This is a genomic window from Prosthecobacter sp. GW821-HT29F12, from assembly GCF_058803405.1.
The window spans coordinates 7,616,583-7,630,465 of record NZ_CM179517.1; the positions used below are offsets into that span (position 1 = coordinate 7,616,583).

Sequence of the window (13,883 nt, forward strand, 5' to 3'; positions counted from 1 at the left end):
TGGGGTCAGGTTTCCTGCAGACGGAGTTTTCCAGCGACCTGTCTGCTGCAGACGTCATTGCAGTTGTCCAAGAATTGAGATTCCAGGGACTGCATGAAACTGACGATGAGCTGCAGGATGAACGCGCAGACAAGAGCGACGAGTGTGGTTTCAAAGGCGGTAGCGAGTCCGCCGGTGACCGTCTTGAGGGAGGCACGGATGGCCGTGAGATCACCGCCCGCCTGCAGGGTGTCGGTAAAGGCACCGATAGCCTGGCTCAGGCCGAGCACGGTGCCGATGAAACCAAGGACTGGAATGCCCCACATGAAGCCCTGAATGATCCCATAGCTGGAGGCGATCTGGGCTTCGTCGTTTTCCGCCTGCACCTTGAGGATGGCAGCCACATCGGCGGTGTGGCCGATGTTGTGGAGATTGGCGAGTGCGAGATCGATGCGGTTGAAGAGGACAAAGTTGTGAGGATTGTCCACCAGCGTGCTCATGCGCTCGCGCACATCGCGGGCGGTGGCGGATGTCAGCACAAATTCAGGCTCTTGGGGCATGAGGGGGAGACCGAAGACCCTGCGCTGGAAGACCAGCTTGCGCCATTTGAGCAGCAGCATGGACAGCGCCCAGAAGAACAAGAGCATCGTGGGATAGGGGCAGGGGCCGCGCTCCAGAAACATGGCTGCAAACCACCGCGTCTGCGGCCACTTCTGCTGCACCAGAATGATGGCGGTGTAAAATGCGGCGGTCAGCAGCAGGGCGATGATCAAAGACAATGTATTGCCCGGGCTGGTGAAGCGCCCGCCACGAAAGCCGAGCCTGCGCTCAATGTCTGAGCGCGACCAGTCGAGTACTTTTTTCGGGTCTTGGAAAGGATTGCCGGAGATGGGGGCCGGGCTGGAGGGCGGAACCTGGGGGGGGCTCATGGATCTGTGAATTTGTGGTAGGACGTGGCAGGAGAGTTCATTGCTCCGACGCGATCGGTTTGATGCCGAGGTTGCGGGCCTCTTTGAGGGAGATGAGCTGGTATTTTGAACTGCTCCCCCCCTGCAAATTGAGGACGCAGCCCTGAATTCTGCCACTGCCCACGTTCATAGCCTCCACAAAGGTTCTGACAGAGGCCTGGTTTTCTTTGGACTGTTCCGCATCGGAGAGAAACTCCAGCTTCTCTACATTGGTGATGTTGTCGCGGCCCAGCATCGTGGTCTCCAGGCCGGTGGGAAGGGCCGCGCTGTCCTCTATCTCGTTGAAGGCGAGAAAGCAGTGGCCGGGGACTAGCACGAGGTAGGACTGAATGCCGATCTTTTGCAGCACAGAGGCCATGAGAACCGTGCCGTCCACACAGTTGGCCGAGCGGTTGTCAATGGACTCATCCAAGAAACGCACGCTTTGGCAGAACATGCGGTCTCCGGGCGGCGTGTTGGTAACGCTGCTGTATTTGATACCACGGCGCTGGAGGGCGTTCCAGATCGCAAACACCTGCCTCTTAACCTGCATCCTGATCTCTTCTGGCTTCTCGGGATCGCCCTGATAACCGTTGAAACTCTTCACCAGGCCGGTCTCTTGCGCCTCTTTGAGGATTTTCTGAATCTGCGGGTGGCCCTCATTGACGTAGGCGGCGAAGAGGAAGGAGAGGTTTGTTTCTCCTTTGCCATCCGCATTCAGCAGCACCAGGGGACAGTCGTTGATGGATCTCATCGTGTAGGTTTCTGTCACTTCCGGCAGCGGCTTGCCATCGACTGAGGCGGTGAAGCTGACATTGACGGGCCGCTGCTGGCGGACCTTCTGCAGTGCCGCGTAATCCCAGATGAGCTTGGGCATGATCATGGCCGCGCCGTCCTCGCTTACCGATGTGATCTCCCCCTCCCATTTGGAGGGTTTTGTGAAGCCGTCCACGGTGATCGCCACGCTGACATGGGCGTCCTTTTTCACCCCTTCCAAGACCAGGCCCAGCCAGCTGCCCTCATTGCCGAAGATGGCCGTGGCGAAACTGTTCAGCTCTTGGTTGTTCCATTGCACGTTATAGGTGGAGACGAGCGCACTGGGGAAGAACTCTTTCCCGGCGCGGGAGTAGGGGAGGATTTTCAAGACCCTCGCTTTGGCCTCTCCCTTGCCCTCGCTGCCAGCACTGGTGCTTGTTGAGGAGGTGTTCGTTGTGGTCTTGGAGCTGCGGTTGCTGGAAAAACTGCTGGCGATGAAATACACGAACACGACGCCGATCAGAATGCAGGCGGTGGAAGAGAGGATGATGGCGGGCCAGAACCAGACGGGCTTCGCCGCCTTGCCACCTGCGGACAGGCTGGGAGTTGTGGGGACGGCTTTCCCCATGGGCGGCGGTGGCGGTGCCGATGAATGCAGATCTGGCCGTGGCAGGGAATCGCCGGCGAGCTGCGGCAGGAGATTCCTCACAGGGGGCGGAGCAAGCAGGGGACGCTGCTGCTCCACGAAGTCCCGCAGCACGAGCCTTCTGCCGTTCACCTGGATCTTGTACAAGGTGTGCAAATCACCCGAGACGAGTCCGGCCTCAATGTCTTCATAGGTGAGGCCGGACTTCACAGTGCCGCGCCACTCCAGAGAATAGGTTGTGTTGCTCATATCAGGGGTTGGTTAAGAAAAGGGATTCAGCAGGGAGCGGCTTGAGATCGACTCCGGTGGAGGAAAGAGCTTCTTGATACTGCTGCAGCAGTGCGCGCCGGTCTGCGGTCACGAAGAACACCGGGCTGAGAGGAACGGAGGCGGAGGCCACGATCACTTTGGGCGCATCTGACGCGGCTTTTCCAGCAGCAGGGTTGGGCACGAGGAGCGGCTTGCCGTTCTCCCTGCTGATCATCCACAGTTCACCTGCGCTGCGTCCCTGTGAGTTGAGGACAAGAGACAGATCGGTCTCCACATAACCGGCAAATTTCAATCCGGCGCTGGTGGCAGCGCGAAGGTAGTTCCGGTGGGCGAGCGCCTCCCGCAGATAGGCGCGTGATTTCAAAGGTTTGAAAAAGGCGGTGAGCGGGGCCAGCCATTTTTCCTGCATTTCCGGCACGAGCCAGTCTTCGCTGCGCAGTGGCGTGGTGCCGAGAGTCTGATGCAAAACCTGCAGATCCTGCTGCAAGGACGGGCAGTGCACCAAGCCCCATTCACGAGGCCTCAGGTGCATCATGTCTTCAAGCTTGAGCAGGACGTAGGCTTTGGCGATGGGGCTGCCACGGGTGTCCTGTACCAGCTTGTCACAGACTTCCAGGAGCGGCTTGAGCACGTGCTCTCCTTTTTCGTCACTGATGCGTCCGATATCCAATGAGTTCATGAACTCGCTGGTCTGACTCAGTCGGGTGGTGGCGATGGCATCCCCCTGGTATTCCCCCACCTCTCCGGCGCGGGTGAAGCTGTGCTGGATAAACATCACCGACGTTTGTGTCGGGTCGGGCTGGTAGAATTTGGCGCTCCAGCGGCTGGAGCCCCCAATGATCGTCGCTTCAGGCTTGCCCATGGACCACACAGTGCCGCCGCTCTTTTTGCTGGAATAATGGATCAAGCTGCTCTCGAAAATGTTGTTTAAATATTCGTTGTGCAGAAGGGAGAGGATCATTTTTAGCTCCGCTTCGAGCAGTGTGTCGGGTGCCATGTAGTGCCTGGACTTGTCATCGAGAACGGCCTGGAGCAGGTCCTTGTCCCCACCGGTGAAGAGGGCGGCCTGAAAGGCTTTTTCGGTCGGCAGGGTGTCCAGCATTTTGAGGGAGGGGGCGGCCTCGGCAAACTTGACGGTCTGCCACTTGGTGATGGCCTTGCGGTAGTCGTCCAGTGAAGCCGCGCCGGCGGTTTCCTTGCGGATGGCGGCAAAGGTGCGCAGATCCTCCTGGTAGGTGCTCAGCCGCTGGCGCAGGGCGCGAATCCGCGTCTCCAGATCCGCCGGGAAGGCCAGCGCCGGCACCTCGGGCTTGAGGAGGGTTTCGAGGGGCAGCAGCTCTTTGTCGATGGCCGTGCAACTGGTGCTGACATTGGCCGAAAGCTTCTCGTGCGAAAGCTCGGCGGCGCTGCGCTTTTCGAGCTTGGCCAGGGTGGTGGAGGTGCTGGCGACAAATTTTTTCAGGACCGTCACGAGGTGAAGATCCGCCTTGGTCTTCAGGGCAGCGAGGCGGTTTTTCGGCTCCGCAGCCACATCTCCTCCCAGTTGTTTTACCAAGGCTTCGGCATCGCTGAGCTGCCTGACGAGTTGAGTGGCGGTCAGTTTGGTCTGTTCGCCTTGGAATGAATTTTCCAGCGCCAGCAGTGCATCGGCAGCCTGCTTGCCGGTGACGCGGGATTTGGCGGCCCATGCACTGACTTCTTCGATCCGGGCCTGCAGGTAGGGCCAGCGCAGCAGCAGCTCCTCTTCGCTGCGCAGTTTCTTGATCAGATTTTCTGCGGCGCTGTAGTTTTCTTTGGCCTGATACGAGGCGAGCTCCTGCGTGAGCGTCCAGGCCTTCCATGCATGCAGGCTGATGGCGGACACGCCGCAGAGCAGCACCAATGCGGCAGCGGCCAGCGCGATGTTGCCCACACGTTTGGTGCGCTGCATGCGCTCCAGCTTGTGCCGCAGTTCCTGGCCAGCGGTGCGCAGGCGCTGCAGCGAGTCAGCGGCCACTGGCAGCTGATAGCCTTCCAGCTCCTTCCAGCGTTTGACGAAGCTTTCATCCTTCCCGGCAATCTCTTCAAACGTGACGCCCGCCCCCGTGAGCAGGCGGGTTTCCACCTCGTCCACAAAGGAAAGAAAGCTTTTGAGCGTGAGGTCAAAGTTGCGCTGCTTTTCATCGGCTGCCCTTTCCTTTTGATGGAATTGAGTCAGGTCCGCCAAGGTGGCTTTTTGCACTGCATCGGCGGGCGTGAATCCGTGCTCCTTGAACATGGCGTTGACGACGTTCAGCATCTGACCCACCTGCCGCCATCTGCCTTCGGCCATGAGCTGCTGCATGTTGGCGAGCATGTCCGGCACGCGGGCCTCGGCCTGCCTGCGGCGGAGCGCCTGGCGGATGTGCTCCCCCTGCTCAAAGACATCCAGGCGTTCCAGCTTGGATGGAGGAGCGGCGGCCTTGATGTCCTCCGCGAGCGTGGCGATGCGTTCTTCGTCATCCGTCTTCAGCGCCTCACGCAGCAGGTCGATTTTTTCCTGCAGCGCCTTGTTCTCCAGACGCAGGAGTTCCTTGCGGGCGTTGTCGTCCTGCGGGTTGAGCTTGAGGATGGTTTTGACGATGCGCAGCGACTTCGCGTCATCGCGTGAGAGCACCGCCGCGCGAAAGTCTTTGTAAAGCGGATGGTTGGCGGAGATGCCCCGGGAATAAAGTGACTCAAGATCCTGAATGATGCGGAGGTCCACGCGCGCGGCCACCTTCAGCCCGCGTGCTTCACAATAGATCTGCCAGTTCTTTTCCTCGCCGAAACTCACGGCTGCGGCGAGATCCAGCAGGGGAGGATCTTCTTCGGCCACCTGCAGGGCCTGATAGTCACTGCCTTTTTGCAGCATGGCTGCCACAAGGTCAAGCCGCCGCTCCACGTCCGAGCAAAACTGCGCGTAGATGATGGCGGCATCTTCGACGGCGGATGGTGGCACCTCCTCTTTGAGGGCGGCGCGGATGGCCTCGATGGCTTGAGTGAGAGGTTTCACGGTTAGTTCGTGGGAGTTGCTGCAGATTTTGCCTGAGGCACGATCTGCACTTTGCAGATGTCGATCTCAGTTCCCGCCTTGGGTGAGGCAGAGAGAGTGAATTCGCCCGAAGGCAGGCTGGGCTTGGGCAGTGCTTTGGGCTGTTTCAAGTCTGCCAATTTAGACTGGGTTTCCGCCAGCTCGCTCTGCTTTGCAGCGATCCCGTCATCACACTTTTGGAGCTCGCTCGCATAATTGGACTGCCTTTTGTTGAGCCCTTTCTTTTTATTTTCCAGGCTTTTTATTCCGTCGAGAAAGGCCTGAATAAGGTTTTCCAGACGCTTTATTTCCAGGAAGTTTGGGGCTGAGGCGTTTTGTTTCTGAGACAGGAGCCACTTTCCATCCTGAAGGTTAAGATCCCAGGATGCTTCGAGATTCAACGGAGGGCGCAACTGAAAGGCGGGGGCCAAACCAGAAAGACGATTGAGCAATGCGCTGAGCTCTGGCGATTCGACCATTTCAGGTGACTCAACCAACGTGGCCTTCAAGACGAATGGCAGCAGGGCTGGCTGGCTGGCAGTCGATTTTAAAATGCGGAGATCAAAGAGAATTTTTGTGCCCTCCTTGCTGCGGGCCACGATCCTGGCACCGTCGGGCGATTTGCCGAGTTCTTCAGGAATAGCGGTTAGCTTGCCGTCTTTGGAGAAGACGATCATGTCAGACAGTTTTGCAAACAAGGAGGTGCCGAACTTGAGCACCTCATCGCCTTCCAGGCTGACCGGCAGCCACTTCTTCAATTCGCCCTCTTTGGGCTCGATTTTTCCATCCGGGGGTGAATGCAGTGCCCAGGCATTGCCGACAAACAACTGCATGTCGTCAGAGACCTTCAGCCCGTTGACTTTGCCCGATGGATCTTCGTTGGGCAGAAGCAGGCAAAGATAGATGGGATTCGTGGCGGAGATCGCATCTGCATCATCGATGATGACCACCGGTTTTGGCGCCACTTGAGTGCGTGGCTCGTCAGTCTTGACCGCCATCTTGGGTTCGTTTTTCTTGTCAGGCGGCTGCTTCACCCCTGCAGCCTTTTCGCGCAGCCATTCCGGCAGCGAATTGTTGGAGGCGGCAGTTTGCGATGTGGCTTGGGACTGGGGGCCTGCATCGTCCAGTACCGCCCAAAGCTTCAGCCATTGCTGCACTTCGAGAACGGTGCTGTTCTTCAGGTCTCCGGGGAGTTTAAACACTTCCTCCCATTGAGCGCGGGTGTCACGTGCAGGCTCCGACTGACGCAGCACTTCCCGGGCTGCGTCCTTCAGGGATTGAACCAGTTCTTCGCCGGGTGGCGGAATCTCTTTCAAGCTCAGAGAATGGGAGAGCTGTTTCCACGTGGCATTGCGTGAGTCCTGCCATTTGCGGTAGGTCTCAAGAATGTCCAACGCCGTCACCGTGGTCTGGCCTGATTGCAGCTTCGCCCAGGGTTTCACATGCAGTTCCGCCCACTCCTCCAGCAGCTTTTTGAGATCTTCGAGATCGTCCGCGGTATGTGCGGGCAATGGGAGTTCGATGGAAGTGCCCGGCTGCTTCAGCACCTGCTTCATGCTGCGGAAAAAGTCTTCGTGTGACTTTAGCAGTGCCGTTCCTTCTTCAATGTCGGGCTGCTCTTCGAGCAGCTTGCGTGTGTCGTTGAGGACGAGTTGATGATTTTTCCAGGTGGCGGCGATTTTTTGTTCATAGTCCGCGCGGGCCTGCTCCTGCAGGTTGTTCTGCCGCAGCAAGGCCCCCACCACGACAACGATCATCACGGCGGCAATGATGAGCGAGATGCCGATGAAGCTCCTGTTTGATTTGGCAGCTTTGCGGCGCGGCTCAGGCGACCAGGCGCCCATGGGGCTGACGGGAGCTGACGCGGCAACTGTCGAACGCATGGGTTCATAAACCGATGCCGGGGGGCGCGGTGCAGGCCCCGGTGCTGCTGGACTCACGGTTTCAAGGGCCGGCGGAGGAGCCTCACGTTGCGGCGGCTCGGGCAGGGTAGCGGGAGAAGTGAGATCGAAAACGAAGCGGTTGGAGGTCTCCACCTGTGCACGCATGGGGGAGGAGGATGACAGGGCGATCCAGCGGAAGTCTGCCACATCGTCATTGGGCTCCAGGCAGGTGGTGAAGCGGGTCTGCCAGGCGTGCGCGGGCTCCACCAGCAGCGACTCGCGGAAAAGCTCCAGCACATTGATGCCAGAAGATGTGATGAGATAGCATCCACGCTGTGCTTCACGGGACCAGAGGATGCCGGCTGAGGCGGGATTGCCGGTGACGGAGGCCCAGGCGCGGGAGGCCGAAGGGGTGAAGGACGAAAGGTTGATCTCTTCGGATGGATCCAGGTAACGCGGTGCTTCGTTCCATGACGTGCGCCACGCCATGGAGAGCAGCACATCCGCAGGTGTCAGTCCTGCGGCGGAGAGTGCGCGAATCTCCCGAGGTTCGGCGATCAGGTGATGGGCGATGTGATTAGTGCGGCCGGTGTAATCGGAGCCGGCGTCCTGCAGACAGCTCAGCACATGATAAGTGCCCGAACCCACAGTCAGGATGCGGTGGGCATGGACGACGCGCCGGGGATCGTGACCCGGCAGACGGGCAAACTGGCTGAAGCGTTCCACGGCGGCTGCGAGCATGCCGCTGACGGCACGATGTCTGGCCACGGTGCCGAATCCGGTGCGGCCTGCTTCGATCAGGCGTGGGGCGCTGGTGTAGATGAGCTGCCAGGCCATGAGGTCAGTTTGCGGAGGTGGAGGGAATCATTTCAGGAGTCGCCTGTGACAGCACCCAGAGTGTGGGCGCCTCCACATGCCGGGGATTGAGCTGCTTCGGATCCGGCCCGATGCGGGGCGTGCCTTCCCGGTCGAGAAATTCCACCGGGGAAGAGCCCAGCGGACTGACGGCGAAGTAGCACACATTGGAGGAGATGGCCTCTGCATTGGCCACGATGGAGGGGCAGATGCGCACCATGAGATTGCGCACGCGGGCGGAGTTTGCCTTGATGTGGTCGAGCCTGACCACGCCATCCTCAATGACCGGCAGCAGGGGGGCATCTCCCAGCAGTGGGGCCCAGGTGTCATACTTGCCCACCATCACCGCGAACGGTGTGGAGACGCGCTGGCGGGAGTCCAGCCCGAGCAGGCTTTTGATGCGGACTTCCGTTTCAGCGAGGATGACATCCTGCTGGTCGATGCGGTGGGTCTTGATCTGCGGATCCGTGACGCCCTTCATCATGGCGCGGAACTCGGTGTTGTGAAGAGGATCGAAGAGAAAGAAAATGCCGGAGGCCACCGCGATGTGCTGGGCACCGGGCGAGTCCGCGCTGTTGCGGGTCGGCTCGAAATGCTCGCCCGCATTGTCATAAAAGACCACGGAGAAGCCGTTGTCCGGTGTGTCGGGATGGGACAGTTTGAAGATGAAAGGCTTGGGCAGGCGCACCTTGCGTCCCTGGCGTGGCAGGGTCTCATAGAGCGCTCCTTCCAGATCGGTCTTGGCCAGGAAGGCATCCTCCGGTGACGAAGAGGAAAACAACTGCGTCTTCATCTGCGTGAGGATGACGTTCTCGGAGGGATCAGCATCCCGGAACGTGATGCCAAAGTTTTGGAACAGGGTGCTCTGCAGGACTTTGATCAGCACGCTGAGATAGTAGGATTTGCCTGAAGATGGCGCGCCGACGATGGAGAAGATGTGATGGGGCAGGTCGAGAAATCCCGGTGGCAGCTTGCGGCGGCAGTGCGGGCAGGCGAGGTCGGAGGTGGCCAGGCCCATGGCATCCAGCGCTTGGCCACGATCATTAAAGCGGGTGGCATGGAAGCGCTGCATGGCTTCATCGCCGAGCATGGGATCACCCCGCAGGCTGTTGTGGACGGCAATGTTCATCGCATCGCCGCGGTCAAATTTGAACCAGCAGATCGGGCAGGTGAATTCGCCGTATTCGCTGTTCACCTCCGCGGCCTCCATCGCAGGTTCATGAGAACGAGTGCGAGATGAAGCCGGGTCGGCAGGCCCATCCGACATAGAGCTGTACCGGTCATACCAGGCGGTTTTTTCGGCCGGTGGAGTCATGGGCGGCGGTATTTTGAGGATCTCCACGGAGTCGTGAACATGAAACCCCATTTGCTCCATTCCGTTGGGAATCAACACCAGCCGCTTGCGGGCGTTGGTGGAAAACTGGCCCAGCCAGGTTTTCAAAAACTCCGGGCCAAAGGGGCCGTTCCAGTCATGCTGCTCACTGTTGTAAACGAACCATGAGTTGTCGTTCCCCAGGGCCATCCAGTTGCCCGGCTGGGGGCTGTATTTGAAGGCCAGCAACTGCCCGGCGCCAGTCATGGTGTGTTCCTCTCCGGGCAGGGCCCTGAAAAAGGTCGTTTCAGAGCCGTTCACCAGCACCGGGCAGCTGAACTGAAATTCCATGGCGTCGCCGGTTTTCGTCACCTTGCAAAGCACTTGGGGGCACTGCGGCGAGTTCATTTTCAGGTCGGAATGCGGTCCGGCGCCGATGACAAAAGTTCCGCCGTCAAATCGGGAACGCTCTCCGGTGACGCAGTTTAAAATGCAGAGTGAGTTGTGGTTGCCGTTCATTCTTGCCTGTTGCGTCATGGGTAGAGAATAATTAAAAAATAAACCCGCGAAGGTCGATCTTAACTTGGCCTATTGCTTAGAAAAGCACGAGTTTTCATGGGTGATCAAATCATTGCAAACTCAATCAACAAGCAGTTATGGGGACTTGGCAGGCTTGAGATGACGGTCGAAAAAGGCCAGCATGAGCTGCTCGGTCTTTTCAGGAGGAACGCCCTTCAGGCCGTGGCCAGCGCCTTCAAAACCAACGAGTTCGGCTTCCACCGTGGCCGCCTTGAGTTTGTCCACGATCCACGTGGCCTGCTCATAGGCGACGTATTCATCCGCCGTGCCATGCAGGCAGAGGGTGGGGGCGGCGTTCGGAGTCACCCAATAGAGAGGACTGCCGATGATGTGCTCCTTGCGCTTGGTGCTGAGGTCGCCGCCGAAGAAGAGCGGCAGCACGTCCTTGGCATCCACGCTCTTGTCGTAACTCTTGGTGAAATCGCTGGGGCCATAGAAATTGACCACGCAGTTCACCGCGCTGCTTTGCTCCAGATTCCCTTCGCCTTCAAACTGAGGGACGCCCGCGGTCACGCCGAGGAACTGCGCCAAATGGCCGCCCGCAGAGCCGCCCATGGCACCGATGTGTGCGGGGTCCACGTGATACTTGGCAGCGTTCGCCCGCAGCCAGCGCACGGCGGCTTTGCAGTCATACACGGCGGCGGGGAACTTGTAGGCCGGTGCCAGCCGGTAGGTGACGGTGATGGCCACGTAGCCGTGCTGGGCGAGTGTGAGCAGCAGCTTGTCATACCCCTCCCGCTTGCCAGCACGGAAGCCGCCACCATGGATGCAGACCACGGCGGGGAAGGGGCCCGCGCCGTCTTTCGGCTGCGCCAGATTCACCTGCAGATGTTGGTTGTCGGGATTGGAGAATTCGATGTCGCGGGTAAAGGTGACGTTGTCTGGAACGACGAGTTCCGCAGCGTGAAGGGTGGAAGCAAGGAGCAGGGAGGTGATGAGATGGCGCATGAGGTGTGAAGGGTGGGAAGAAACGGGAGATGGAGCAAACGGCTCCCGTCGGCGGGGAGTTTCAGCGTTGATGGCAGGCAGGTGCAGCTTTGGAGAAACCTTTTTAGTACCAGGGTGTTACACACTGTCTTCGCTTCAACCTCCCATGAAGACTCTGACCTGCTCCATCCTTCTGCTTGCTCCCATGGCTCTGCGTGCCGCTGACGCCACCGAGGCGGCGCACGCTGGCATTCCAGCGGATCAGCTGCAGTTCTTTGAAAAGAACATCCGGCCGGTGCTGGTGCAGTCCTGCTACAAGTGCCACTCCGCCGAATCGTCCAAGGTCAAGGGCGGACTCACGCTGGACACCAAGCAGGCGACGCTGCTGGGCGGGGAGTCGGGACATCCGGGGGTGACTCCGGGCAACATCGCGCAGAGCAGCGTCTACGAGGCGATGACCTGGAAGAACGAGGACATGCAGATGCCGCCGAAGCAGAAGCTGCCGGACGATGTGATCGCGAACTTCAAGAAGTGGATCGAGATGGGCGCCCCTGACCCGCGTGAAAACAAGGTGGTGAATGCGAGCGGTGGCAAGCGCGTGATCGACATGGATGAAGGGCGCAAGCACTGGGCCTTTCAAAAGCCGGTGAAACACGCGCCTCCTGCGGTGAAAACGGCAGGCTGGGCGAAGACGGAGATCGACTCCTTTGTGCTGGCTGGCATCGAGGCCAACGGGCTGCGCCCCATGCGCGATGCGGACCGCCCCACGCTGATTCGCCGCATTGCGTTTGATTTGACAGGACTGCCGCCGACGCCGGATGATGTGAAGGCGTTTGTCGCCGATCAATCGCCGGAAGCGGTGAAGCGCGTCATCGACATGTATCTGGACTCCGAACGCTATGGCGAACGTTGGGCGCGGCACTGGCTGGACGTGGCGCGCTATGCGGAGAGCAGCGGCAAAGAGGTGAATGTGCTCTACCCGCATGCCTGGCGCTACCGCGACTACGTCATTGAGTCGTTCAAGAAGGACAAGCCCTATGACCAGTTCCTCAAGGAGCAGATCGCAGGCGACCTGTTGAAATTTGACGGCAAGCGCGATCAGGCGAACAAGATCGTGGCCACGGGCTTTCTGGCGATCGGTTCCAAGGGGCACAACAACCGCGACCGCCGCCAGTTTGCGATGGATGTGGTCGATGAGCAGATTGATGCCGTGTCGCAGTCGATGCTGGGGTTGACGCTGGCCTGCGCACGCTGCCATGATCACAAGTTTGATCCGGTGACGCAGCGTGACTACTACGCGCTGGCGGGCATCTTCCTCAGCAGCGAGACGCTGTTTGGCACGTATGAGCAGCTGCAGAACAACAACACCGCAGGATTGATCGAACTGGATCGTACCGCCGGGCAGACGGCCTCCCTGGCGAAGATTTCGCCATCTGAAGTGGCTGAGCTTAAAGCCAACTATGAGCGGGCGAAAACCGCCGCCGCCGAGGCGCAAAAGGAGGTTTTCGCCATGCGTCAGCAGGACCGCGAGAAGGCCGGTGCGGCAAGCTTCCTGCGCATCCGCGGTGCGCGTGATCGTGCAGAAGAAGTGAAGGCGGACGTGGATCTCTTTTATGAAGACGGCACACCGCGCACGCTGGCCATGGGGGTGCTGGATCGCTCGGTGCCGTTCAACAGTCCGATCCTCATCCGTGGCGACATCAAGCAGCCCGGCGATGTGGTGCCACGTGGACTGGTGGAGGTGCTGTGTGCGAAAGGCGAGCCACTGAACATCAGCCCGCAAAGCGGCAGCGGCAGACTCGATCTGGCCTACTGGATCGCCTCGAAGGACAACCCACTCACGGCACGTGTGATGGCGAACCGCGTGTGGTTAAAGCTCATGGGCAGCGGCATCGTGCCGACGCCGGACAACTTTGGTGCGATGGGCCAAAAGCCGTCCCACCCTGAACTGCTGGACTATCTGGCGGTCTCGTTCATGGAGAACGGTTGGTCGGTGAAGAAGCTGATCCGTGAGATCATGATGAGCCGGGCCTACCAGATGGGATCAGGCTACGATGCGGCCAACTATGCCGTCGATCCTGACAACAAGTGGCACTGGCGCATGAACCAGCGCCGGCTGGAGGCGGAAGCGATCCGCGATGCGATGCTCGCGGTGAGCGGTTCGCTGAATTTGTACCCGGTGGATGGTTCTCCGGTGGCTCGTGCGGGTGAAGGCCGTCAGGGATTGCTCTCGATCTTCCGTGGGGATCTGAGCAGCAAAGCCTACACCTATCGTTCGATCTACATTCCGATCATTCGCGATCAGATTCCTGAAATGCTCTCGGTCTTTGATTATCCGGATGCGAGTCTGGTGAACGGGGATCGCGATACGACGAACGTGCCCTCGCAAAGCCTGTACCTGATGAACAATCCGCAGGCGCAGAGTGCAGCGGATGCGTTTGCAGCACGCATCGCCAAGCACCCGGGGAATTCCGCCGAGCGTCTGAGCTACGCCTACGAACTGGCATTTGGCCGTGAACCGACCCCGCAGGAGAAGGCGGCCATCAGCAATTTCTGGATGCGCTTCCCCCAGCAGATCGCGAAGGACAAAGGCACCAGCAAAGAAGCGAAGGCCCAGGCGGATTTTGCCGCGTTGTCCGCCTTCTGCCAGAGCCTGATCGCGAGCGCCGAGTTTCGTTACCTCAATTAAAGCAACTCC

7 protein-coding genes are annotated in these 13,883 nt (G+C 59.4%); 1 reads left to right on the forward strand and 6 read right to left on the reverse strand.

Annotated features, from left to right (window positions below; all coding sequences use genetic code 11):
- Positions 1–5: 5 nt before the first annotated feature.
- The 6 genes from AC3RLQ_RS31325 to AC3RLQ_RS31350 all read right to left on the reverse strand — a co-directional run bounded on the left by AC3RLQ_RS31325 (position 6) and on the right by AC3RLQ_RS31350 (position 11,206).
- Positions 6–908: a MotA/TolQ/ExbB proton channel family protein gene (locus AC3RLQ_RS31325; protein ID WP_493033070.1), complete on the reverse strand. Its 903-nt coding sequence runs from the start codon at positions 906–908 to the stop codon at positions 6–8.
- 37 nt (positions 909–945) lie between these two features.
- Entirely contained in the window at positions 946–2,577 is a 1,632-nt protein-coding gene (locus tag AC3RLQ_RS31330) for a hypothetical protein (protein ID WP_493033072.1), read from the reverse strand.
- 1 nt (position 2,578) lies between these two features.
- On the reverse strand, positions 2,579–5,611 hold the full coding sequence (locus AC3RLQ_RS31335) for a hypothetical protein (RefSeq protein WP_493033074.1): 3,033 nt from the start codon (positions 5,609–5,611) through the stop codon (positions 2,579–2,581).
- A 2-nt stretch (positions 5,612–5,613) separates the two neighbouring features.
- Complete coding sequence (locus AC3RLQ_RS31340) at positions 5,614–8,349, reverse strand: GAP1-N2 domain-containing protein (protein WP_493033076.1); 2,736 nt, start codon at positions 8,347–8,349, stop codon at positions 5,614–5,616.
- A 4-nt stretch (positions 8,350–8,353) separates the two neighbouring features.
- The gene (locus AC3RLQ_RS31345) at positions 8,354–10,198 is read right to left on the reverse strand and encodes an FHA domain-containing protein (protein WP_493033078.1); all 1,845 of its coding nucleotides are present in this window, start codon (positions 10,196–10,198) and stop codon (positions 8,354–8,356) included.
- A 135-nt stretch (positions 10,199–10,333) separates the two neighbouring features.
- On the reverse strand, positions 10,334–11,206 hold the full coding sequence (locus AC3RLQ_RS31350) for an alpha/beta hydrolase fold domain-containing protein (protein WP_493033079.1): 873 nt from the start codon (positions 11,204–11,206) through the stop codon (positions 10,334–10,336).
- Between the two features lie 145 nt (positions 11,207–11,351).
- Between AC3RLQ_RS31350 and AC3RLQ_RS31355 the strand changes: the two genes are divergently transcribed.
- Complete coding sequence (locus AC3RLQ_RS31355) at positions 11,352–13,874, forward strand: PSD1 and planctomycete cytochrome C domain-containing protein (RefSeq protein WP_493033082.1); 2,523 nt, start codon at positions 11,352–11,354, stop codon at positions 13,872–13,874.
- Positions 13,875–13,883: the final 9 nt, after the last annotated feature.

What these genes read in the sequence shown, in the direction of transcription:
- AC3RLQ_RS31325 (WP_493033070.1), bottom strand. Translation starts at nt 908, where the DNA reads ATGAGCCCCCCCCAGGTTCCGCCCTCCAGCCCGGCCCCCATCTCCGGC.
- AC3RLQ_RS31330 (WP_493033072.1), bottom strand. Translation starts at nt 2,577, where the DNA reads ATGAGCAACACAACCTATTCTCTGGAGTGGCGCGGCACTGTGAAGTCC.
- AC3RLQ_RS31340 (WP_493033076.1), bottom strand. Translation starts at nt 8,349, where the DNA reads ATGGCCTGGCAGCTCATCTACACCAGCGCCCCACGCCTGATCGAAGCA.
- AC3RLQ_RS31345 (WP_493033078.1), bottom strand. Translation starts at nt 10,198, where the DNA reads ATGAACGGCAACCACAACTCACTCTGCATTTTAAACTGCGTCACCGGA.
- AC3RLQ_RS31350 (WP_493033079.1), bottom strand. Translation starts at nt 11,206, where the DNA reads ATGCGCCATCTCATCACCTCCCTGCTCCTTGCTTCCACCCTTCACGCT.
- AC3RLQ_RS31355 (WP_493033082.1), top strand. Translation starts at nt 11,352, where the DNA reads ATGAAGACTCTGACCTGCTCCATCCTTCTGCTTGCTCCCATGGCTCTG.